Annotated in this window: 18 protein-coding genes and 1 tRNA gene; 11 read left to right on the top strand and 8 right to left on the bottom strand. The window is 53.4% G+C overall.

The features are described 5' to 3' along the window. Positions 1-91: 91 nt before the first annotated feature. From C4N24_RS11620 to C4N24_RS11585, 8 genes are all read left to right on the top strand, one after another. The gene (locus tag C4N24_RS11620) at positions 92-1,507 is read left to right on the top strand and encodes an Eco57I restriction-modification methylase domain-containing protein (RefSeq protein ID WP_112091544.1); all 1,416 of its coding nucleotides are present in this window, start codon (positions 92-94) and stop codon (positions 1,505-1,507) included. Positions 1,508-1,511: 4 nt separating this feature from the next. After that, positions 1,512-3,656 (top strand): ATP-binding protein, encoded by a 2,145-nt coding sequence (locus C4N24_RS11615; protein WP_112091543.1) that lies wholly within the window; start codon positions 1,512-1,514, stop codon positions 3,654-3,656. After that, the gene (locus tag C4N24_RS11610; protein WP_055188913.1) at positions 3,656-4,261 is read left to right on the top strand and encodes a hypothetical protein; all 606 of its coding nucleotides are present in this window, start codon (positions 3,656-3,658) and stop codon (positions 4,259-4,261) included. Before C4N24_RS11615 ends, C4N24_RS11610 begins: the two co-directional genes overlap by 1 nt. Continuing rightward, positions 4,254-4,883, top strand: a complete 630-nt coding sequence (locus C4N24_RS11605) for an HNH endonuclease (RefSeq protein WP_055188915.1) — start codon at positions 4,254-4,256, stop codon at positions 4,881-4,883. The genes C4N24_RS11610 and C4N24_RS11605 overlap by 8 nt, the downstream gene beginning before the upstream one ends. Positions 4,884-5,053: 170 nt before the next feature. Next, positions 5,054-6,016, top strand: coding sequence for an alpha/beta hydrolase (locus C4N24_RS11600; RefSeq protein ID WP_347475227.1), 963 nt, complete (start codon positions 5,054-5,056; stop codon positions 6,014-6,016). After that, positions 6,013-6,450 (top strand): YaiI/YqxD family protein, encoded by a 438-nt coding sequence (locus tag C4N24_RS11595; protein WP_112091542.1) that lies wholly within the window; start codon positions 6,013-6,015, stop codon positions 6,448-6,450. Before C4N24_RS11600 ends, C4N24_RS11595 begins: the two co-directional genes overlap by 4 nt. A gap of 1,409 nt (positions 6,451-7,859) precedes the next feature. Further along, positions 7,860-8,135, top strand: a complete 276-nt coding sequence (locus C4N24_RS11590; RefSeq protein WP_097773038.1) for a helix-turn-helix domain-containing protein — start codon at positions 7,860-7,862, stop codon at positions 8,133-8,135. A gap of 65 nt (positions 8,136-8,200) precedes the next feature. Continuing rightward, entirely contained in the window at positions 8,201-9,400 is a 1,200-nt protein-coding gene (locus C4N24_RS11585; RefSeq protein ID WP_242983257.1) for a tyrosine-type recombinase/integrase, read from the top strand. Between the two features lie 108 nt (positions 9,401-9,508). Here the strand turns inward: C4N24_RS11585 and C4N24_RS11580 are convergent. Continuing rightward, positions 9,509-9,599, bottom strand: a tRNA-Ser gene (locus C4N24_RS11580). Between the two features lie 529 nt (positions 9,600-10,128). On the opposite strand from C4N24_RS11580, the gene C4N24_RS11575 reads away from it, so the two are divergent. After that, positions 10,129-11,496, top strand: coding sequence for an MATE family efflux transporter (locus C4N24_RS11575; protein ID WP_112091540.1), 1,368 nt, complete (start codon positions 10,129-10,131; stop codon positions 11,494-11,496). A gap of 307 nt (positions 11,497-11,803) precedes the next feature. Here the strand turns inward: C4N24_RS11575 and C4N24_RS11570 are convergent, their stop codons facing one another. The 5 genes from C4N24_RS11570 to C4N24_RS11555 all read right to left on the bottom strand — a co-directional run bounded on the left by C4N24_RS11570 (position 11,804) and on the right by C4N24_RS11555 (position 16,397). After that, positions 11,804-13,087: an ATP-grasp domain-containing protein gene (locus C4N24_RS11570; protein WP_112091539.1), complete on the bottom strand. Its 1,284-nt coding sequence runs from the start codon at positions 13,085-13,087 to the stop codon at positions 11,804-11,806. Positions 13,088-13,213: 126 nt separating this feature from the next. Continuing rightward, positions 13,214-13,972 carry an esterase family protein gene (locus C4N24_RS11565; protein WP_112091538.1) on the bottom strand — a complete coding sequence of 253 codons (759 nt, stop codon included), beginning with the start codon at positions 13,970-13,972 and terminating at the stop codon, positions 13,214-13,216. A gap of 41 nt (positions 13,973-14,013) precedes the next feature. After that, positions 14,014-14,784: an alpha/beta hydrolase gene (locus C4N24_RS11560; RefSeq protein WP_112091537.1), complete on the bottom strand. Its 771-nt coding sequence runs from the start codon at positions 14,782-14,784 to the stop codon at positions 14,014-14,016. A gap of 251 nt (positions 14,785-15,035) precedes the next feature. Then, positions 15,036-15,164 carry a hypothetical protein gene (locus tag C4N24_RS15785; protein ID WP_278320371.1) on the bottom strand — a complete coding sequence of 43 codons (129 nt, stop codon included), beginning with the start codon at positions 15,162-15,164 and terminating at the stop codon, positions 15,036-15,038. Between the two features lie 153 nt (positions 15,165-15,317). Beyond that, positions 15,318-16,397, bottom strand: coding sequence for a branched-chain amino acid aminotransferase (locus C4N24_RS11555; protein WP_112091536.1), 1,080 nt, complete (start codon positions 16,395-16,397; stop codon positions 15,318-15,320). Positions 16,398-16,649: 252 nt separating this feature from the next. Here C4N24_RS11555 and C4N24_RS11550 point away from each other — a divergent pair, with 252 nt between their 5' ends. After that, positions 16,650-17,303 carry an HAD family hydrolase gene (locus tag C4N24_RS11550; RefSeq protein ID WP_112091535.1) on the top strand — a complete coding sequence of 218 codons (654 nt, stop codon included), beginning with the start codon at positions 16,650-16,652 and terminating at the stop codon, positions 17,301-17,303. A gap of 53 nt (positions 17,304-17,356) precedes the next feature. Here C4N24_RS11550 and C4N24_RS11545 read toward each other — a convergent pair whose 3' ends face one another. Beyond that, complete coding sequence (locus tag C4N24_RS11545) at positions 17,357-19,423, bottom strand: AAA family ATPase (protein ID WP_112091534.1); 2,067 nt, start codon at positions 19,421-19,423, stop codon at positions 17,357-17,359. Between the two features lie 110 nt (positions 19,424-19,533). Here C4N24_RS11545 and pulA point away from each other — a divergent pair, with 110 nt between their 5' ends. Continuing rightward, on the top strand, positions 19,534-21,501 hold the full coding sequence (gene pulA, locus C4N24_RS11540) for a type I pullulanase (RefSeq protein ID WP_112091533.1): 1,968 nt from the start codon (positions 19,534-19,536) through the stop codon (positions 21,499-21,501). A gap of 221 nt (positions 21,502-21,722) precedes the next feature. On the opposite strand, the gene C4N24_RS11535 is transcribed toward pulA, so the two are convergent. Further along, positions 21,723-23,108, bottom strand: a complete 1,386-nt coding sequence (locus C4N24_RS11535) for a S1C family serine protease (RefSeq protein ID WP_112091532.1) — start codon at positions 23,106-23,108, stop codon at positions 21,723-21,725. Between the last annotated feature and the right edge of the window lie 139 nt (positions 23,109-23,247).

The following is a 23,247-nucleotide window of genomic DNA, read 5'->3' as shown; positions in this document are numbered from 1 at the left end:
ACTATTAATAGAAAATTTTGCATCAATGATTTCTTGTTTGTCGATTCATACATGTAAAAAGCGAAATACATTTGAGAGTTCGAGGTAAGTCATGAATCCAATTATAGCTAATGAACGCAATAAAAAGAAGTGCCAAAAGTTTACCCCCTTAAACAAAGTAGACGACATGCTCGATTTGGCAGGTTATTCTCGTGACTTATTTGGGAAAAAAGTTTTAGAGTATTCATTTGGATCTGGTAATATTATCAAACAAATTGTCAAGCGATACGTTGAGGATGCTCTCACGCAGAATATCGATGTTAATAATATTTCCTCTGGACTGTCTGCTGACATTTATGGTATTGAACTTGATCCACAATTGTACGATCAATGCATCAGCGATCTCAATGAAATCGTAAGGAGTTATGGAATTTCAACCGTCAATTGGTCGTTTGTGTGCACAGATGCACTTCAGTGGACTCCAGATATTAAATTTGATTTTATTATTGGAAATCCTCCGTATATTTCATATCACGATATTGATGAAACAAATCGAAAATTCATCCGTCAAAATTTTAGAACTTGTAAAAAGGGGAAATTCGACTACTGCTATGCTTTCCTAGAAAAAGGTGTCGACTTACTTGCTTCTGGTGGAAAGATGGTTCAATTGATTCCAAGCAATATTTACAAGAATGTTTTTGCAGACGATATACGAAAAAAACTTCTTCCTGGCATCAGCACCGTATGGGAATATCCCAATAGTCAATTATTTGAAGATACGCTTACATCAAGCAGCATTCTGGTTTATGAAAGCAGAGATAATATAGCAACTATTAATTATCGTGCCACATCGAAAGCAAATAGCGTTCAAGTGAAAAAAAAACTTTTAGGCGATAAATGGGTTTTTTTGAATACTGATATTAACAGAAAAAGAACAATCCGGTTTGGTAGCAGGTATCACGCATCTATAGCCGTTGCAACTCAATTAAATAAGGCATTTATTGTAAAAGAAGAAGCCTCTATTGAACCGGGATGTTTAAGAAAAGGTGCCGCTCCACGCTCTCTCCGGCGCAATGTAAAAGAACAAATAATTTTCCCGTACTATTATGATGAAAAAGATACCCTGATGCGCTATGAAGAAGATGATTTTAAATCTCGATTTCCAAACACATACGAACACCTACTCGCTTTCAAAGACAAACTCATTGTGCGTGATGCTGACAAATCAGCAAAGTGGTACGAATATGGTCGCTCACAGGCTTTAAGCCATCTCCATCAGGAAAAACTTCTTCTCTCAACAGTAGTAACAAATACTGTTGAGGTATATTATTTGGCAGCTGATGACATCCCATATTCCGGTATCTATATAACCGTTTCCGATGGTAAATCCAGTCTACAAGACGCGCTAACAATCCTTCAAAGCAAAGATTTTTTGGAGTATATTTTAAACCAAGGCTTAAGTGTTAGTGGAAAATCCAAGCGAATAACTTGCAAAGATATCAACGACTATCAGTTTGAGGAGATTTGATTTCATGGAACATTTACAATATGTAATTGAAGACAGCACAATTGCGTATCTGCTGGGTGTGAACAACTTCACAAACGACGAATCCGCTATTCTTGAACTAGTCAAAAATTCCTATGACGCCGGAGCTCTGCATGTGAACATTTCTTTTTCAGGAGATCAGCTTGTTATTGCTGACGACGGACAAGGAATGGACGAAAATAATATCAGAACGGCATGGATGCATGTTGGAAAAAGCGATAAATCTTATGAAATTTTTGATGCAAATAATCGGAAGCGAGTTCTGGCCGGATCAAAAGGCGTTGGTCGTTTTGCCTTGGCACGACTCGGCAATCATGTAATGATTCAAACAAAGAAGGATTCCAATGCAGGAATAATTTGGGAAACAGATTGGAATTCATCTTCCATGCGGCAGGATTCAACAAAATTATCCGTGGGAACTACTATCAAAATCTCTGGATTGCGCGAAAAGTGGGGCAAAAAGAAAATTGAAAATCTCGTCAATTTCTTGTCGAAAACCTATAATGACAGGGCTATGAACATCTCTGTGACACATCCAGACTTTTCTGGCGATATTCCCTTCTATCTTCCTCAACCAGTTCTTGGCGTGAATTGTCTTTCTTGCATTTCTATAAATTATAACAGCCATGAAAAAACACTGAACACAGTAATTGATTCGGATGAATTTTTGGATTCTGCTCAGGATTATTGTCCAAATATAAATCTCCAAAGAAAAGAAAGTGAAGTTGATATCGTTACCGAGCTAACCGGATTACCCAATTATGATTTAACGGAAGAACAATTGGAAGACATTGCATCTCAATTAGGTGATTTCTCAGGCACTTTTTTCTTTTGTATGAAGCCATCATCCATTGAATGTGAAAAATTTTTGTATAAACATCACGGTTTACCTGCGCCAATGCCAGGCGGAGTGATTCTGTATAGAAATGCCTTCAGTATATCCGCCTATGACGGAAAAAAAGATTGGTTAGGCTTTGGAAAACGTTCCCGTAAATCACCCGCTGCAGCTTCACATCCCACAGGAGCTTGGAGAGTTCGTGAAAACCAGATATCGGGAAAGATAGAAATCGACAAAAGGCGCAACGCGATGCTTCAAGACTTATCTAATAGACAAGGTCTGGATGAAAATATTTATTATCAGCTCTTTGTTGATATTATTTTGCTGGGATTTAAGGAGTTTGAGCGGTACCGTCAAGATATCGTGAGACATATTAATGTCAAGAATGAATCTGTTTCCATTCCTGCTAAAACTCCCGTTTCAGATAAAGTCGTTCAAAATCCAAAATTGGTTCCTACGCTTACCGTGCAAGAATCTATGCAACTCGTTGACGAAATCAAGAACTACCGCCAAGAAAGCCAAGATGCTCGCCAAGAGCGGACGAATGTAGAGGAACGTTATAAGTATGACATCCGTATTCTAAATGTGCTTGCAACAACCGGCCTGAAAGCTTCTTCTATTGCCCATGAAATGAGAAACGATCGTAATTCGATTTCAGCGAATACAGATTATATTATTGCCGCACTGCAAGAATATGGAATGTGGGATGAGCTTTTATCGCCAGAAAAGACAAGGAAGGCGTATAAAAATGTTCCCGTACTTCTTGAAAAGGGACGTGAAAAATGTGCTAAGATTGTTTCTTTTATGGATACAATGCTTTCAGAAATCGAAAAGCGTCAATTTCAGCCTGGAATGCAGTCTATAATAGTACTTTTAAACCGTATAAAAGAGAGTTGGGAACGAGATTATGCGTGGATATCGATATGTATTAGAGTAGCTTCTGATATTGAGTACTATCTATCTGAGGACGTGCTTCATGTTATTTTTGACAATCTTATACTAAATAGTATTCAGCAAAATGAAAAGAGCAACCATCTGAATATTATAATTCAGGGTTCATTAGAAGATGGTTTGCTGAAATTTTCATATTCCGATAATGGTGTAGGCTTAGCCCGAAAGTATCAGAACAATCCTATGAAAATTTTAGAGGTTCACGAAACAACCCGAAAAAACGGTCATGGTCTCGGAATGTGGATCGTCAATAACACCGTAAATATGTCTGGTGGTCAAATTTTGGATATTCGCGGTACAAAAGGATTTTTTGCCGAGTTTTCAATTGGAGGTTCATTGTAATGGAGGAATATAATTTACTTTATATCGATGATGACATCGATTCACAACTAAGCGAATATTTAGACAAAGACTTAAAAAACGCTCTGCAAAGTGATATAGTCCTTAATATATCTGAACACGAATTCAAACCAGCTGAAGGATACAAAAGTCTACTAGAAAATCCTCAAGTGGCTACGGCAAATATCATTCTGATTGACTCGCGGCTTTTTGAAAACAATTCTGCAACCGATGGGAAATTTTCCGGAGAAGAGTTCAAGATTATTTTAAAAAAGCAATTTCCATTTATCGAAGTTGTAGTTATTACTCAAAATGGTGAGGATGATTCTGTCAAAACCATTGCAAAATTCAATCCCAAATGTGGATTAGCTGCAAAGGAATACTATGATCATATTCTTCCTGATATTATCAAACATGCAATTGAACAAGTGAAAATTTATCGCAATTTGGCAATTCGATTTAAGAGCAACGACAGTTGGGAGCCGATTATAAAAGAACGGGTACTTGGTTCCTTGAATGGCACCGCAGCATATGATAGTCTTACCGCAGCAGATATCGATAAACTTGTACTCGCTTTTCAGGAGATGTCAAAAATAATCAATGAGTAAAGATTACAGAGATACAGAATATTGTCCCGGATATGGCAACATATTAGAAGACAAGAAAATTTTCATGGATTCATTCCGTACACAGCACCCACGTGCAAAGGATATTCATGCGTATGTTTCAAAGAATGAGGGCACCTACAAGAAAGACTTTATAAAAATCTACAATGGAAAGTGTGCCTATTGTGGTACTTCGATAAAAATCATTCCAAAGACAATGTTTGAAATCGATCACTTTATCCCCCAATCAGCAGACTGCTTTGTTAATAAAGCGGCTGCAGGGGATATTAGCAACATCGTATTATCTTGTCAGACATGCAACCATAATAAGAGCGACTTCTTAATAGAACCTGAGATTCGATCATTATTACATCCAGATCACGATGGTATACGGAATGCTTTTTTTAGAGATGAACTATATTACATAAGGGTTGTGGATGGACAACCAAGCGAAGTAACTGATTTCTATAAGCAATTAGAGCTCGATCGTCAAATCTGTCGGCTAGACTATCTTCTGCTAAATATGAAGGGTCTATATGCTAAAATAGCAGACCGACCTGAGATTCACAATCTTCTCGGAGAAGCTATCTCATTACTGTCTGAAAAGCGTAATAATGGTTGCTAGTTTCAAAATTTCTTCTTTCCACAAAAAACAAGTTTTGGATTTTGGATTGCTCCAGCAAGCAGTGCCTCTGTATATACAAAGGCTCAAACACGCATGGCATTGCAAATTTGCCGTGCGTATTCTGCTTGTTGGGATGCAGTCCCAATCCCTGTGAACATCACGGAACCGTGATGGCTGTGCACTCTTACAGAGTGCTGAAAGAGCGTTTTGCAGAAACGCGAAGCCTGCATCGGCACGAGGCAGAACAACGGGTTTGGGCTGCGCCCAACAAGCTCTTGCAAGGCAAGAGTCTTTGTATATACAAAGACATTGCTTGCAAGACAGCTTCGGTGTTCCAGAATGGTACCACGAAGCACTGCTTGCTGCGAATGCGAACGCCTTTTGAATTGCAAAACAATTTTTCAGTTGCTATACTGGGCTTATCAAAGTTTTTTCGGGAGGACGCCGCAATGACTGCACAGACAATGCAAATCGGGAACAAACCTTGCCGCATTTACGGCGAGCCCCATGCAGAATACCTACTGCTCCAAATGACAGGCGAACATGAGTTGCAGAGCATAGACCATGAAGTGACAGTGATTGCGCAGAGCAGCTGGAATTTTTTGTTTGCGGCCGTGCCCGTGGAAAGCTGGAACAATGCACTTTCTCCGTGGGAAGCCCCTGCTGTGTGGGGAACGCAAGGATTTGGCGGCAATGCTATGGACACCCTGCGCTTTCTGATAGAACAGGTCATCCCCACGCTGAAGCGGCAGTTTCATCTCCCGGAAAACGTCAAAATCATTCTGGGCGGCTATTCACTGGCCGGGCTGTTTGCGTTGTGGGCATCCACCCAGACTGATCTGTTCTATGGTGTCGCCGCCGCATCCCCCTCTGTTTGGTTTCCGGGCTGGATGGAGTTTGAACAGCAGCATCCGATACAGGCACAGCACATTTATCTGAGCCTTGGCGACAAGGAAGAGCGCACGAAAAACGCTGTCATGGCTGCGGTGGGGGATAATATCCGCACCCTGCACAGTCGGCTTGCAGAGCGTGGCGCAGACTGCACCCTTGAATGGAACAGCGGCGGGCATTTCAAAGACGCCGACCTGCGCACTGCGAAAGCCTTTCGGTGGGTGATGGAGGAACACGCATGACCATTTTGATCGATGCAGATGGCTGTCCGGTTGTCGATTTGACATTGCAGATTGCAAAGCAGTTCGGCGTTCCTGTCATTATCCTGTGCGACACCTCGCACCAGATCGAACGTGAGGGTGCACAGACGATGGTATTCGACAAGGGTATCGACAGCGTAGACTTTGCGCTTGTCAACCGGGTAAAGCCGGGGGATGTTGTCGTAACACAGGACTACGGGCTGGCGAGTATGTGCCTTGCCAAGTGCGCCCGGGTGCTGAACCAGAATGGTCTGGAATACACCGCCGACAACATAGACGCTCTCATGCTGCGGCGGTATGAAAACAAAAAGCTCCTCCGTGCCGGAAAGCACCCCAAGGGGAGCCCAAAGCGGACGAAGGAGCAGAATGTCAGGTTTGCGGACACGCTTGAGAAGATCTTGAACTGCAACCATTGATACATACTTTTGGAAGGCTGGAGAAATCCAGTCTTCTTTTTTCATAAGTGCCAATTGTGACTTTTTTGTTAACTTTCGAAGATGTGGTTGTATTTTGGCCTTTCAACTGGGTTCGTATATGAAGGCTTCTTTTTTTGGCGAATATCGATTCGAGAGATTACATCTTGGTTACAAGTTATAAATTGTGGGTGCAGAATGGCCTTTTTCGTCGGCTACCAATTAGGGGGATGATTTTTCAAAAGCCCTAAATTCCGAAGATTTTCTATAAAAAGCGGCTCCTTGAAAACAGAACAGTTCAATCGTCCGGTACTTCACAAAAGGTACTTCTGTAACTCGCAGCCCGGTCATAACGAAGACGGGGTGGCTGAAATGCCAATGAAGCGGTGCAAGCCCGCTGCTGGACGATTCCCCACCCCTAGGGTGCCGAGGGCGAATATGGGAGACCTATATCATATTGACGCAGATGGACTGTAAGCCTATCTGCGACGCGAGAGTTGAAACTACTGTCAGCTCTCTTTACATTGCCACCTATCCGCAGGTGACACACTTTTTGACGCTATGAAGGATTCTTCTGGCTAGTATCAATTTGAACGATTACATCTTGGTTACAGATTGTAAGTGGTGGGTGCAGAATAGCCCTTTTCGTGGGCTCGTATATAGAGGGGTATTTCTTCGGAGTATCTTCTTTCACGAAGGTTTGCTTGTACTCGTATGATTATTATGACAATTCCGTTTAATAGCAGACGCACGATTTGCAAATGCAAATTGTGACTTTTTTGTTAATTTTCAAAAACATTGCTACGTTTTGGCCTTTTTCGTCGGCTACCTATTGAGGGCATCTTTTTTCAAGACCACTTTCAACTTCAGGCACCGCCATTGTTGCAAAGTTTCGCCCTCCATCGGTTACCCCATGGACCGACGTTATTTTAACCAAGAAGCTACTTCGGCTATATTTTCCAAGAACTTTTTAACGAATTTCTTTTTCTGGTAACAAAAAGCCCTTTTTCATCGGCTACCAATTAGAGGGATAATTTTCGGAAGCCCTAAATTCCGAAGATTTTCTATAATACTCTGTTCTTTGAAAACAGAATAGCTCAATCGTCCGGCACTTCACAAAAGGTACTTCTGTAACTCGCAGCCCGGTCATAACGAAGACGGGGTGGCTGAAATGCCAATGGTGCGGTGTGAATCCGCTGCCGGACGATTCCCCACTCCTAGGGTGCCGAGGGCGAATATGGGAGACCTATATCATATTGACGCAGATGGGCTGCAAGTCTATCTGCGATGCGAGAGTTGAAACTACTGTCAGCTCTCTTTACATTGCCACCTGACCGCAGCTTTGCTGCAAAGGATATAACCGCAGGTAACACACTTTTTGACCTTAGACTACTTATGCTGAAGGAGTGCCTATGAAGTTTAACAATGCCTATTCCCAGATGTTTCCCGGTTACCCCGATGCCGTCAGCCTTCAGCAGGCTGCGGAGATGCTCGGTCTGAACCGCCATACAGTTGGGGAACTGATCCGTTCCCGCCGCCTATTTGCGCTTAAAATCGGCCGCACCTATCGTATCCCGAAGCTGAGTGTGATCGAGTTCCTGCTCACCGGGCAGAGCACCTTCCCGGCTGGAAATCCGCCGCTGGATGTGGTATGCTGTGGGTGCAGCAACGGACAGCACGCCTGTTGACCCAAAGGAGGTTTATGATGAAAACTACAGGGTCTGTCCAAGAGAAAAATGGACGTTTCTATTTCGTGATCAATCTTTATGATGCCAACGGCAAGCGGAGGATCAAGTGGATCTCCACAGGTTTGACCGTCCGAGGCAACAAGCGCAAGGCAGAATCCATGCTCCGGGAAGTATTGCTCCACTATGATGAGACCGGGGAGCTGCCCACAGGGCGGGGCGGAGCCTACGAAAAAGTAGATGCTAAAACCGCCAAGCCCCTGCCGCAGCATCTCCAACCCGTCAGCAAGTCGGAGATGCTGTTTCTGGATTATCTCAACGAGTGGGTGCAAGTCCATAAAGCATCCATCCAGCCTGCAACCTTTATCAGCTACAATCAGATGATCACCGGGCGCATCACGCAGTATTTTGAGCCGCTGGGCTTGAAGCTGTGCGAGGTCACGCCGCAGGTGCTGGATGAGTTTCAGGAGAAGATCTTGCTGGAGGGCTACACCACTAACACGGTCATTCACTACCACGCCATCTTCGGTAAAGCGTTTAAGGATGCCGTCCGCAAGGACTATCTGGAAACCAACCCGATGCTGAAAGTTGACCGCCCGAAGAAGAACAGCTTCCGGCCCAACTTCTACTCCAAGGATGAAGTCCAGCAGCTGCTGGAAGTATCGCAGGATGACCCCCTGCACCTGTGCATCCTCATTACAGCCTACTACGGTCTGCGCCGCAGCGAGGTGCTTGGGCTGAAGTGGTCGTCTATCGACTTTGAGCGCAAGTCCATCACCATCAATCACAAGGTGACGGAACAGTTGGTGAACGGCAAGTACGTTCCTGTGGTCAGCGATGTGATGAAGAACAAGACCAGCTGCCGCACCCTGCCGCTGATCCCGGCTGTGGAAGAAGAACTTCTGAAGCAGAAGGAAAGGCAGCAGCTTTACCGCAAGCTGTTCAAGAAGAGCTACAGCACTGAGTATCTGGATTTCGTCTGCACCGATCAGGAAGGCAAGCTGATCCGCCCGAACTTCGTGACGGAGCACTTCGACTGGCTTCTGACCAAGTACGGGCTGAAGCATATCCGTTTCCACGATCTGCGCCACAGCTGCGCCAGCCTGATGGTGATGAACGGCGTATCTATGAAGCAGGTTCAGGAATGGCTGGGGCACAGCACCTTTTCTACCACCGCTGACATCTACGCACATCTCGATTACAAAAGCAAACAGGGGTCTGCTGGGGTCATTGCGAACCTTCTGGGAGAATCCAAGCTCCCCAAATAATTATGGATTTATCGTTCATGTATAAAGCATACTGTGATGAGGAAAAAGCGGTCTTTCTTTGCTTGATGCAAAAGAAAAAGTCGCAGGTTCGTTTGAATCTGCGACTTCTGGCGGAGATGGTGGGATTCGAACCCACGTGCCCGGTTAAGGACAAAACGATTTCGAGTCGTTCTCGTTACGACCGCTTCGATACATCTCCAAGTATATTTTCATAGCAAATTTACGATTTGTATATCGCAAATCGGCCTTGAAACTTGGAATATTTGCTGTTAGAATATTGTTAGAAAACGCATTGTTCAGACAGGCTTTGAAGCCTGCCAGGACATCAAAATTGACGTTTCCTCGTGTGATATGGAGACATCCGGCGAAGCATCCACTTGGATTTCGAGTCGTTCTCGTTACGACCGCTTCGATACATCTCCATGATAAACTTTATATAGTATAGCAAAAAAGCCTGTTGGCGTCAACACTTTTTCGCATTCCAAACCCCGGGGCTGCGGTGCAGCAGTCCCGGGGTTTTCAGCTTTTTGCGCAGCACGGAAAATTTTGCAAAAAGGGACTGGTATTTTTGCGGGTTTTGAGTATAATAGAGAAGAGATAGTTCAAATTTGAAGTATAGCAGTTTGCGTTTTTAATGCCTTGGCAACATCCGCAAACTGCATATCGCAAATATGCCGTTTTGATAGGCGCTATTCTTGAAAATTGCGATAAAAAGGAGAATCACATCCATGGCACAGGCAAAACAGGATATGGGCTCTGGCAGCGTAAAAAAACTGATGCTGCAGCTCATGATCCCGGCGGTCGTTGCACAGGTGGTCAACCTGCTGTATAACATTGTGGACCGCATTTACATCGGACATATTGCCGGCATCGGCGCGGCAGCGCTGACCGGCGTGGGACTGTTCACCCCCATCCTTATGCTGCTGAACGCATTCGCCATGCTGGTGGGCGCGGGCGGCGCACCCCGCACCGCCATTGCGCTGGGACAGGGCGACAAGGAGCAGGCGGAAAAGATCATCTCCAACAGCTTTACCATGCTGCTGCTCTTTTCGGTGGTGCTGACCGTGGTGTTCTACGCCGGAGCACCCACCCTGCTGCGGCTCTTTGGTGCCAGTGACGCCACCCTGCCCTATGCGCTGGCGTACAGCCGCATCTACATTCTGGGCTCGGTGTTCGTGCTGCTGGTGCTGGGCATGAACCCCTTCATCACCACGCAGGGCTTTGCCAAGACCAGTATGCTTACCACCGTCATCGGTGCGGTCATCAACATTATTCTCGACCCCATCCTGATCTTTGGTCTGGGTCTGGGCGTGCGGGGCGCTGCCATTGCCACCGTGCTCAGTCAGGCGGTGGGCGCGGTGTGGATTCTGCGCTTCCTTACCGGCAAAAAGACCATCCTGCGCCTGCGCAAGGACTGTATGCGCCCGGAAAAGAAGGTCATCCTGCCAGTGATGGCGCTGGGCATCTCCACCTTTGTGATGATGTCCACTGAGAGCCTGCTGTCCATCAGCTTCAGCTCTAGTCTGGCGCGGTACGGCGGCGATGTGGCTGTGGGTGCCATGACCGTCATCACCAGCGCCTCCCAGCTGTGCACCCTGCCCATTCAGGGCATCTGTCAGGGCGGTCAGCCGGTGATGAGCTTCAACTTCGGCGCGGGCAAAAAGTCCCGCGTCAAGGAGGCGTTCCACTTCCAGCTGCTGCTGTGCGGCTGCTACACCTGCCTGTTCTGGCTGCTCATGATGCTGGCGCCGGGGGCTGTGGCGGGCATCTTCACCTCGGATACGGCGCTGATCGACTACACCACATGGTCCATGCGCATCTACATGGCAGGTATCTTTGCCATGGGCTTCCAGATCGCCTGTCAGCAGAGCTTTATGGCGCTGGGTCAGGCCAAGGTCAGCCTGCTGCTGGCCTGTCTGCGCAAGATCATTTTGCTGATCCCGCTCATCTTCATTCTGCCGCACCTGCTGCCGAACCCGGTATTCGGCGTCTTTCTGGCAGAGCCGGTCAGCGATATTCTGGCGGCTACCATTACCACCATCACCTTCTTCTCCCGCTTCAACGGTATTCTGGAGCGTGGCGCTGCAAAGGTGTAATGAAATAGAACAAGCCCGGAAAGTCTGCGGACTTTCCGGGCTTGTGTTTTCACGGGAGGGCAGCGGGCTCGCCCTCTCAGTCACCTTCGGTGACTGATTCCCCCTTTTGTCGCTGTGCGACATCTTCCCCCGGAACGGGGGAAGTCTTTCCTCAAAGGGAGAGCCCTTGGCATAACGGTACAGTTTCCGATTCATGTGCAAAGTGTGCGGTTTCGCCAGAGCCTCTCCCTTTGGGAGAGGTGGCACGGCGCAAGCCGTGACGGAGAGGGCGAGGACGCTTATGGGGGAGCGCACTCCAGCACACCAATTATTTCTCAGCCTTTACCGTCTCCGGCTCACCCAGAGCCAGCACCTTCGTCAGTTCGGCCTGCACCTTGGCGTTGGTGGCATCGGTGACGGCCAGCACATCGGAGTAGAACTTTTCCATCTCGTCACGGGTGGAGAAGGTAGCCACATACATCTGGTTGCCCATGGCACCGGACAGTGCCTCGGGGATGCGGTCTACCATGCGCATATTGTCCTGATACTTCTGCATCAGCTGCTCGTGGCTGTAAACAAAACTCTTGCCGTCCCGGCGGCCGGCAAAGGCGCAGTAATAGTGCTCACCCACCGGCATATCGGTGCCGCCGAAGGCGATCATGTCCGCCCAGATCTTGTACACGTTGGTGGAACGGGCAAAGTCGATCATGTCCGGGGTAAAGCCGCCGCAGGGGCGCATATTGACCTCCAGCGCCACGATCTGACCTTTTTTGCCCATGCTGGCCTGATTCTCGGTCATGCGGAAGAACTCGAAGTGGACAAAGCGGCTCTTCACCCCAAAGCTCTTGACGGCGGCACGGCCTGCGGCGCGGGTGTCCTCCGGCAGATCCTTGATGATGTAGTAGATGGAGTTGTCATCGTTGTTCACGATGTCCATGATGGATACGGGGCTTACGTTGCCCGCCTCAAAAATGGGGTTGCCGTGGGCGTCGATGATGGCATCGTAGCTGTTCACCTCGGCGCGGACGAATTCCTCCATGATGTAGGCCACATCCGGGTGCTCCTTCTCCTTGTAGGCCAGAAATTCTTTCAGCTCCTTGTCGCTGGAAAGGCGGTGGGTATCCGAAGCGCCCACGCCGTTGTCCGGCTTGACCACCACCGGGTAGCCTACCTGTGCCACAAAGGCCTTGCAGCCTGCAAGGTCATCCACCATGTGGTAGCGGGCGGTGGCGATACCGGCTTTCTGGTAGTACTCCTTCATCTTGCTCTTGTACTTGATGCGGGGCATATCAGAGGTCTGGAAGCCGCTGGTGATGTGGAAATCGGTGCGCAGGGCGGCATCCCGCTCCAGCCAGTATTCATTGTTGGACTCCAGCCAGTCGATGCGGCCATACTTGAAGGTGAAAAAGGCCACGGCGCGGTACACCTCGTCGTAGTTTTCCAGACTGTTCACCTTGTAGTATTCGTTCAGGCTTGCCTTCAGTTCCGGCTTCAGCTCCTCGTAGGGCTGGTCGCCGATGCCCAGCACGTTCAGGCCGTTGTTCTTCAGCTCCCGGCAGAACTGCCAGTAGTTCGTGGGGAAGTTGGGGGAGATAAAAATAAAGTTCTGCATAGTATTTGTTGATTCCTCTTTCCGTTACCTCTATTGCAAAAGCCCCTGCGGGGCGGGACAGACTTTAATATTGGGAAACAACGGCGCGTCCATGGACGCGCCGTTGTGCCATTTTCACGGGATGGGTCACTGCTGGCCCAGAATGTAGGGCATATAGTACGCCACCTGCTTGTACCACCAGTTCCAGTCGTGGTTGACATCGTGACCCCACAGGTCTACCCAGATGGGGATATGCTTTGCTTCAAAGATGCGCTTGAGCAGCCATGTGGTGTCCGGCTGTTCCCAGTCGCCCTGACCGCAGCAGATGACCGCCTTCTGATTGCGGAACAGCTGCATATAGGGGTGATCCTCCGGGAAGTTCTTCATGTAGTCCACGGGGGAGTTCATGTACACCAGCTCGTCCATGTAGTCGCCAAAGCCGTAGTGAGCAGTGTAGATGCCGCTGAGTGCCAGACAGCCGCAGAAGATATCCGGGCGGCGCAGGTACAGGTTTACCGCGTGGGTAGCGCCCAGACTGCACCCGAAAGCGATGATGCCGGGCAGATCGTTCCAGCCGTTGCGCTGCTGCGCCAGATGCTGAAGCATCGGGGCGGCTTCGCGGGTGATATAGTGCAGCCACTGCTCATAGCGGCGGATGCGCCAATAGGGGTTGCCCTGTGCGTCCGACCATGTTTCCTGATCCATGGTGTCGATGGAAAGCACCATAATCTGCCCGGACTCGATCCACGGGGCAAGGGTGTCGGTCATGTGGAAGTTTTCAAAATCGAAAAAACGGCCGTCCTGACAGGGGATATACAGCATCGGGCGGCCGGCGTGGCCGTAAAGTTTGCACTCCATATCCCGTCCCAGTTCCGGGCTGTACTCCTTGAAATACTGCATCTCCATGGTGTTTCCTCCTTTGGTGTGGTGATGGTGTTACCCTTCTTTTATTCCTCTACCTCATACAGCAGGGTGTGGAACACGAAGGGCAGCTGTTTTTCCCAGCTGGCTTCGCTGTGGGTGCCGCCGGGCACGATGCGGCTGGTCAGGTGGATGCCCCGGGTCATCAGCTTGCCGCTCAAGTTGGAAAATTCCCGCCGGATGCCCTCGTGGTTGCCCATCTCCCGGGAGCCGTAGTCCATGTACAGCACCGTGCCGGGGGAAAGCTTTGCACGCCCCACAAGGCCGGAAAGCTTATCCGGCGCCACCCAGATGGAGGGGGAAAGTGCTGCGGCACGGCTGTAAGTATCGTTATACTGCAGCAGGGCATACAGGCTCATCAGTCCGCCCATGCTGCTGCCGCCGATAAAGGTATTTGCCCTGTCCGGCAGGGTGCGGAAATTCTGGTCGATCAAAGGCTTGAACCGGTGGATGAACCAGCTCATGGTGGCCTGTCCCTTGCCGTCAAAGTGGCCGTAGGTGGGGTCATCGAAGCGGTAGGGGGAATACTCCACCAGACGCTCGTTGTTTGCCCCGGCGTTGCACTCGATGGCCGCCACGATCAGCGGGGTGTCGGTATAGTCCAGATAATCCGCCACGCCCCAGCTTTTGCCGTAGGTGGCATCCTCGTTGAAAAACACGTTCTGCCCATCGAACATATACAGCACGGGGAACCGGCGCTCCGGCTGTGCTTCGTACATGGTGGGCAGGTAGACATACACCCGGCGCTGCTCGGTGCCGTTGACCGCCGGGTAACTCATGCTCCATTTTTTGATCATGGTGCTTCTTTCCTCTCAAATCTTCCTGCAAAGGGCACAGGCAGCAAGCCCACGCCCTTTATAGGTAGTGTAGCACCATGCGGCGGGAAATGCAATCTTTATGCGCAAAGGGGCGGCGGGATGATTTAGAATGCGCTCCGCTTCGCTCTGCGCATAAATAGCGGAATAATTATTTTATTTTCGCGTTTGTCGCGGCCTGCGGGCCGCTCCAAACGCATTTTCACGAGAGGGGTCGTGACGGTGAACGGCATCTACAGCGCCGCTTTCTGCGAAAGCACGGCGCTGTGGTCGGTGTGCTCGCCCTCTCCGTCACGGCTTACGCCGTGCCACCTCTGGCGAAACCGTACACTTTGCACTTCAGCCGGAAACTGCACCGCCATGCCAAGGGCTCTCCCTTTGGGAGAGCTGGCGCGTAAGCGCCTGAGAGGGCGAGCCAGCTAAAGCAGCAAACGGCATCTGCGGTGATGCAAAAGGGACTGTTGCCCCAGACGGTGTGCAGCAGTCCCTTAAAAAGCCGTAGGGTGACAGGCGGCTCAATATTTCTTTTCCACAGGCACGATCCAGCCCTTGGTATCGGGCAGCTTGCCCCACTGCATACCGGTCATGGTGTCGTACAGCTTCTGGGTGACAGGGCCGATCTTGCCGTCGCCGATAAAGGCGTGCTCGCCCTTCCAGACCAGCTCCTTGACGGGGGAGACGACAGCGGCAGTACCGGTGCCGAACACCTCTTCCAGCTTGCCTTCGCGGGCAGCTGCCATGATGTCGGCAATGGCGATCTTGCCCTCAACGACCTCGTAGCCCCAGTCCTTCAGCAGCTCGATGCAGCTGCGGCGGGTAACGCCGGGCAGCACGGTGCCCACGGTAGCAGCGGTGTACACCTTGCCGTCGATCTTGAACATGATGTTCATGCTGCCCACTTCTTCAACGTACTTCTTCTCCACGCCGTCCAGCCACAGCACCTGTGCGTAGCCCTGCTCCTCGGCCAGCTCGCCGGCCTTGATGGAAGCGGCGTAGTTGCCGCCGCACTTGGTAAAGCCGGTCAGACCCGGGGCGGCGCGGATGTACTCGTCCTCCACGTAGATGCGCACGGGGTTGATGCCCTCGGCGTAGTAAGCGCCGGAGGGAGCGCAGATGATGCAGAAGATATAGTGCTTGGAAGCGTGCACGCCCAAACCCACATCATTGGCAAAGATGAAGGGACGGATGTACAGGGAAGCGCCGTCGGTGTGGGGCACCCAGTCGCGGTCCACATCCACCAGAGTCTCAACGGCCTGAATGTAGTCCTCTACCGGGATCTTGGGGATGCACAGACGGTCGGCAGAATCCTGAAAACGCTTGGCGTTGCAGTCCGGGCGGAACAGCTGCACGGTGTCATCGGCGGTGCGGTAGGCCTTCATGCCCTCAAAGATCTCCTGTGCGTAGTGGAACACCACGGTAGCGGGGTCCAGCTCAAAGGGGCCGTAGGGAACGATGCGGGCATCGTGCCAGCCCTCGCCCTCGGTGTAATCCATGACGAACATATGGTCGGAGAACTTTTTGCCGAAGCCGAGCTTCGTCTCATCGGTGGGCTTTGCCTTGGGCGCAGCCGTGCGGGTGATCTTGATATCCAACATAGTGAGTTTCCCTCTTTCCTTTTATGCGCGTGCGCACGATTTCCGGCGCTTTATGACACAAATGTTGGTTTCTATTATAATATTCCCAGCCGGTTTTGCAAGGAATCACAAAATGTTTCATCTTTCCACCCGGTAAGTTGCACCAAATTATGAGCACAGTGGTGTGCAAACTGCCAAATCTATGGTACAATAGGGGCACAGAGCACTTTTGCGGAGCACAGCCCCGCTTTTCTATGGAAGGAGCATACTGCCATGATCGACAGCGTTATTTTTGATATGGACGGCCTGATGTTTGACACCGAGCGGGTGTGGGCGACCCTGTGGGAGCCGGCACTGGCCACCCTTGGGCTTTCTTATAAGGAAGGGCTGGACGTTGCCGCCCGCGGCACGGCAGGGGACACCATGCGGGCGGTGCTGCGCCGCTTCTACGGGGAAAACTGCGACACGGATGCTATCATCGAGGCGCTGCACGCACAGGCGGAAAAGGCGTTTCAGGCACCGCCGCCCAAAAAGCCCGGACTGGACGAAATTCTGACATGGCTGGACGCGCAGCACATCCCCATGGCGGTGGCTTCCTCCAGCCGGATGGCGTCTATCCGGCATCATTTGGACGGCTGGGGTCTGACCCACTATTTTAAGGTGATTGTCTCCGGCGAGCAGTTCTCGGCTTCCAAACCCGACCCGGAGATCTTTCTGCGGGCAGCGGAAGCGCTGGGCACTGTGCCCGGCCGCACCCTTGTGCTGGAGGACAGCTACAACGGCGTGCGCGCCGGTGCCGCCGGGCACTTTGTCACCGTGATGGTGCCGGACATGGCCCCCGCCGATGACGAGATGCGCCGTCTGTACACCGCCGAGTGCCGCGATTTGTACGAAGTATTGGACGGGTTGCAGAACGAAAGGTTCTGACCGTAAAAACATCATGCCGGACAGCCCGCAGGCTGTCCGGCATGGTGTTTTCTTTATTCTTCAAATTCCAGATCGCTGGGCTGGATGAGGTCAAGCTCTGCGGCAGGCTCAGCCACAAGGCGGCGGCTCTGGTTGAAGATGGCCTTTTCCAGCGTGTTGCGCGCCAGACGGCCATTGCCGGCGGTGCGGCTGTCCAGCGCCTGACGGCGCTTGTAGTACCCCAGCAGCGGGAAGGTGCAGCTCTCGGCAAGGCGGTAGCCCTTGCCCTTTGCCAGCACGGCGGTGATGTCCAGCAGCTCGTCCGCCGTATAGTCCGGGAACTCGATCTTGTTGGGGAAGCGGCTGGCAAGGCCGCTGTTGGCGGTGAGGAACACCTCCATCTCCTTGGTGTAGCCCGCAAGGATGACCACCAGCTCGTCCCGGTGATCCTCCATGCCCTTTACAAGGGTGTCGATGGCTTCCAGCCCAAAACTGTCCTGCTCGCCGCGGTACAGACTGTACGCTTCGTCGATGAACAAAACGCCCCCCAGTGCGCTCTCGATGACGCTGTTGGTCAGCGGGGCGGTGTGCCCGGTGTAGCGCCCCACAAGGTCGGCGCGGGTCACCTCCACCAGCTGCCCGCCCCCCAGCGCGCCGATGGCCTTGAGGTACTTTGCCACCAGCCGGGCAATGGTGGTCTTGCCGGTGCCGGGGTTGCCGGTAAAGATCATGTGCATGGACAGGCTTGCGGTCTTGAAGCCCGCCGCCGCGCGGCGCTGCTGTACCTGTAAATTGTCTGCCAGCCCGAACACATACTCCTTGACCGGGGCAAGCCCCACCAGCGCATCCAGTTCGGCGCGGATCTGCTCCACCGCGCCGGTGTAGGCCGCCGGCAGCAGGCTGAACAGGTCTGCGGGCGCAGCGCCGTTCAGCGCAAATTGCAGCCCTTCGGGCGCGGCGGTCAGCGCCACCGTGCCGGACAGCTTTGCATCGGTCTGCAAACAATACTCGCTCAGGGCGCGGAAAATGCGCTCACAGCAGTCTGCCAGCCCCTCTGCGCCCTTTTCCTTGGAGCACTGCGCTGCCACATAGTCCCGCACCTCCGCCCCGGCGGTGAGGGTCAGCCCCAGACGGCTGTGCACCCGCTGCGCCAGCGCGTTCAGCTGCTGCGCCGCCAGCGCGGCGAGTGCTTCCGGGGTGAAGGGGGCGGTCTGGCACACATCCCCTACCGCCGCCACAAAGGACGCGCCGAATTTATCTGCCAGCGCTTCCCGTCCCTTGCGGGAGAAGAAGATCAGGTACTTGCCGCAGGGGTCGATGCGGCTCACTGCACCGGGGGCAAGCGCCGTGCCGGCTTCCACCAGAATGCCCTCCTTGTTGACCAGATACCGGCTGGACAAAGGCGCACTGCCCTTGACCGCGAGGTCGGAGAGGATGCGCAGAAAGCCGGGGTGGCAGCTCTCGTAGTGCTCGAACACCACGATCTCGCCCGGGGCGTGCAGCGCAGCGTACAAGTCCTGCAAAAACAGCTTTTCCGCGCCGGGGTCGGGGTAGAGTGCGAGATCCATCACCGCCATCCGGTCGCTCTGCAAAAGCCCCCGCGCCGCCATGATGCGGGCAGTCTCTGCCAGCGCAAAGTGCCGTCCCGTGCCCGGTGCGCCCCACAGCAGGATCACGTTGTGGGCGGCTGCGCCCTCGGTGCCCAGCACAAAGGGGCGGCGCATTGCCCGCACCACGCTGTCCACAAAGGCATCCTGCCCAAGGACAGTCTTTTTTACCTCGGCGGCAAGGCCCTCAAAGCTGCCCAGCTGCTCCGGCTTTGTGTCCGCCGTGCCCTTGGCCAGCAAGCCGTCTGCTTCCATATCCCGCAGCATCTGGCGGCTGTCCTCCAGCGCCGTCTGCACCCCGGCATCCTGCGCTTTCAGCCGGGCGTTCTGCTGCTTGAGCATTTCGTCCAGCTGCTTTTGCTGTTCCAGCAGCGCCGCATTCAGATCCGGCAGGCCGCTGCCCGCCGGTTTTTTGGGCTGCGGCTTTTCCGGCTGCGGCTGTGCGCCGCCGAACTTCAGTTTGCCGCCCGCGCCGAACACGCCGTTCATCAAGCTTTCCCAATCATCGGTATATGCCATGGTGCTGCCCTCCATCGGTGTTTTTCTTCCAGTATAGTGAACTGCGCGGCATTTTGCAAGGGATTCCCTCTTGAAAAAAAGCGCGTTGTCCGATACACTGAATATAATGAATCTTACAAGAAGGAATGAAGCTGACCATGGCCGCAAAAACGCCTGCCCAGTGGAAAACACTGTTTGAAAACGTACCCTTCCACCGCGAAAACTACTATACTGGCCCTCTTGGGCCGGACTACGCCCCCGGCGGCACCTGTCTGCGGCTGTGGGCACCCACCGCCGAAGCAGTTACCGTGACCTTATACCACAAGGGAGACGGCGGCGCCGTGCTGGGCACAGAGCCCCTTGTGCGCGGGGCGCATGGGGTGTGGAGCATCTGGCTGCCCGGGGAGCAGCACGGCCGCTACTACACCTTTGCCGTTACCGTAAACGGCATCACCCGCGAGACCGGCGACCCCTACGCCCGGGCGGTGGGGGTAAACGGCGTCCGCAGCATGATCGTAGATCTTGCCCGCACCGCGCCCTCCGGGTGGGAGCGGGATGTGCGCCCCGTTATCCCCCCGGCGCAGCGCGCCGTGTGGGAGGTGAGCGTGCGGGACTTCTCGCAGGATGCCGCCAGCGGGGTGCGCCCGGCGTGGCGGGGTAAATATATGGCCTTTACCCAGCAGGGCACCACATTGCACGGCGATGGCATCCACCCCACCTGCCTGAACTACCTCAAGCGGCTGGGGGTAAAATACGTCCAGCTGATGCCCATTTTCGATTTTGGCAGCGTGGACGAAGCAAAGCCCTTGCTGCGGCAGTATAACTGGGGCTACGACCCCACCAACTTCAACGTGCCGGAGGGCAGCTACTCCACCGACCCCACCCGGGGCGAGGTGCGCATCCGGGAGTGCCGGGAGATGATCGCCGCCCTCCATGCGGCGGGCATCGGGGTGGTGATGGACGTGGTGTATAACCACACCTACCGTACCGAAAATCCCCTGAACAATACCGTGCCCTATTACTTTTTCCGGCAGAATGCGGACGGCAGCTTTTCCAACGGCAGCGGCTGCGGCAACGAGTTTGCCAGCGAGCGCCCCATGGCGCGGCGGTACCTCATCGACTCCATCCTCTACTGGGCGAAGGAGTACCACATCGACGGCTTCCGGTTCGACCTGATGGGTCTGTACGATGCCGAGAGCATCAATGCGGTGCGCGCTGCGCTGGACAGCCTGCCCGGCGGGCGGGACATCCTGCTGTACGGCGAGCCGTGGCAGGGCGGTGCCAGCCAGCTGCACCGGTACGAAGCCAACAAAGCGAACCTTGCCATGCTCAACGAGCGGGTGGGCATCTTCTGCGATGACACCCGGGACGCCATCAAGGGCGGCTGCTTCGATGCCCGGGAGCCGGGCTATGTGGAGGGCAAGCCCGGCAGCTTCTGGGATATCGGCGCAGCGGTGGCGGCATGGTGCCGCAGCGACCGTCTGCCGCCCCACGCGCCCAGCCAGATCGTGAGCTACGTTTCCACCCACGACAACTTTACCCTGTGGGACAAGCTGCTCTGCGTCCGGTACGAAAAGCCGGAGTTCACCGCCCGGGACACCGTGGCGCTGGCACAGAACCGGCTGGCGGCGGGTATCTACCTGACCAGCTTCGGCCTGCCCTTCATGCAGGCAGGCGAGGAGTTCGCCCGCACCAAAAAGGGCGTGGGCAACAGCTACCGCTCCTCCCCCGCCCTGAACCGTCTGGACTGGAACCGCGCCGAGCAGTACCACGCCCTTGTGGACTACTACCGGGGGCTTCTGGCGCTGCGGGCAGCCTTTCCCCGGCTGGGCAGCACCGACCGTCACGCCCCGGAGGCCTTGCAGTTCTTTGCACTGGAGCAGCCGCTGGTGGGCTGGACACTGCCCGCCGTCTGGGGAGACGGCGCGGCGTGGAGCGCTTTGTGCGTCTTTTATAACCCCACCGAAACCGCCTGCACCGTTCCCCTGCCCGCCGGGCAGTGGAAGCTACTGAGCGACGGCACTTCTTCCAGCCTGTGGCGGGGGGCAAGCCGCGTTTTTACAAACAAAGCCCCCCTTGCGCCGTACAGCGCGACTGTTTTTGGTGCGGTGTAAATAAAGAACGAACTCCCTCAGTCAAAACCTGACGGTTTTGCCAGCTCCCTCGGAGAGGGAGCCTCTGGCGCGCCCGGAAGCTTTGCACTTTAGCCGGAAAGTTTACCGTTATGCCAAAGGCCCCATCCCAGAGGGGGCTGTCGCCGTAGGCGACTGGGGGAGTTTTTCCCACAACCAAAAAAGGCTGCTGCACATTCCGTGCAGCAGCCTTTTTACTATTTTCAGTTATTCTCTGCGCCCTTTTCGCCAAGGGTGACGGTGACGGTCTGCATCTGACCGCCGCGTGCCACGGTGATCTCGATGGTGTCGCCGGCCTTGTGGTCCTGCATCAGGGTGCCAAGGTCGCTCTGGGTGGCAACCTCGCTGCCGTCTACGCTCACGATGCGGTCACCGGCCTGCAGGCCCGCCTTGTCGGCAGGGCCGCCCTTGACCACTTCCACGATGTAGACACCGTAGGCGTTCACGCCCAGCTGGGCGGCGGTCTGGGCGTCGGTCACGGCATAGTAGCTGATGCCCAGATAGGGACGCCCGGTCACATAGCCGTTTTCCAGCAGCTCCTGCGCCACCTTGACGGCGTCATTTACCGGGATGGCAAAGCCCAGACCCTCGGCATCGCTGTCGGAGGACTTTGCATTGACGATGCCCACCAGCTCGCCGTTCATGTTGAACAGGCCGCCGCCGGAGTTGCCGGGGCTGACGGAGGCATCCATCTGGATCAGGGACATAGTGTTGACAGAGCTGGAACCCTGAATGCTGACGCTGCGGTTCAGGGCGCTGACGATGCCGCTGGTCACGGTGCCGCCCAGCTCACCCAAGGGGTTGCCCACGGCCATGACGCTTTCGCCCACCTTCAGGTTATCGCTGTCACCCACGGTGGCGGGGGTCAGGCCGGTGGCGTCGACCTTCACCACGGCGATATCACTGGTGGTATCCTCGCCCACCAGCGTAGCGGGGTAATCCTTGTCGCCGATGCTCACAGTGATGTTGGAAGCGCCGCTCACCACATGGGCGCAGGTGAGGATATAACCATCCGAGCTGATGATGACGCCGCTGCCCGCGCCGCTCTCCACCTGACTCTGGCCGTACCATGACCACTGGGAGTAGACCACCTGCTCGGTGGTGATGACCACCACGCTGGGGCTGACCAGCTCTGCCACCTGTGCGGTGCTCAGGCCGGTGCCGCTGGTGGCGCTGATGGAATTGCCGGTGCTGTCGGTGCTGCTGTCAGAGCTGGCAGGGCGCTCCACCTGCTGGATGACCACCTTGCTGCCGCCGCCGTATTTTGCACCCACAAAGCCGCCCGCAAAGCCCATGGCAGCTGCCAGCACCAGCGCCACGGCGCTGCGCACCAGCTTTCCGCCATTGAACTTCTTCTTTTTGCGGCGGGGCTTTTCCGGCTGCTGCGGGGCGCTGTACTGCGGCTGCTCCGGCGGGGTGGGCGGCACGCTGCCGCCGTCTGCCGGGGCGGTATACGCCGGGCGCACGGGCTGTGCTTCCGGCTCGTTATACTGGTTTGCCGTGTTCATGCCGCTGCTGCCCACGTTGGGGTAGCCGGTCTCGTTATTGGAAGCGGAATAATCGTATTCCCACTTGTTCTCGTTTTCCATGTTACTACATCCTTCCCTCAAAGGCCGGTCCGCAGGGACATCTGTTCCTTTGAACTGTCCCTATTGTAACCGTCAAATGTGAAAATCAATCGCTTGCGCCGTGAAGAATATGTGAAATGCGGTCCTGCTTTTCTGCCCT

The organism is Faecalibacterium prausnitzii (assembly GCF_003287405.1).
In the GTDB taxonomy this organism is placed as follows: domain Bacteria; phylum Bacillota; class Clostridia; order Oscillospirales; family Ruminococcaceae; genus Faecalibacterium; species Faecalibacterium intestinale.
The sequence above is the reverse complement of the archived record's forward strand: the minus strand, read 5'-3'. Positions and strand labels throughout refer to the sequence as shown.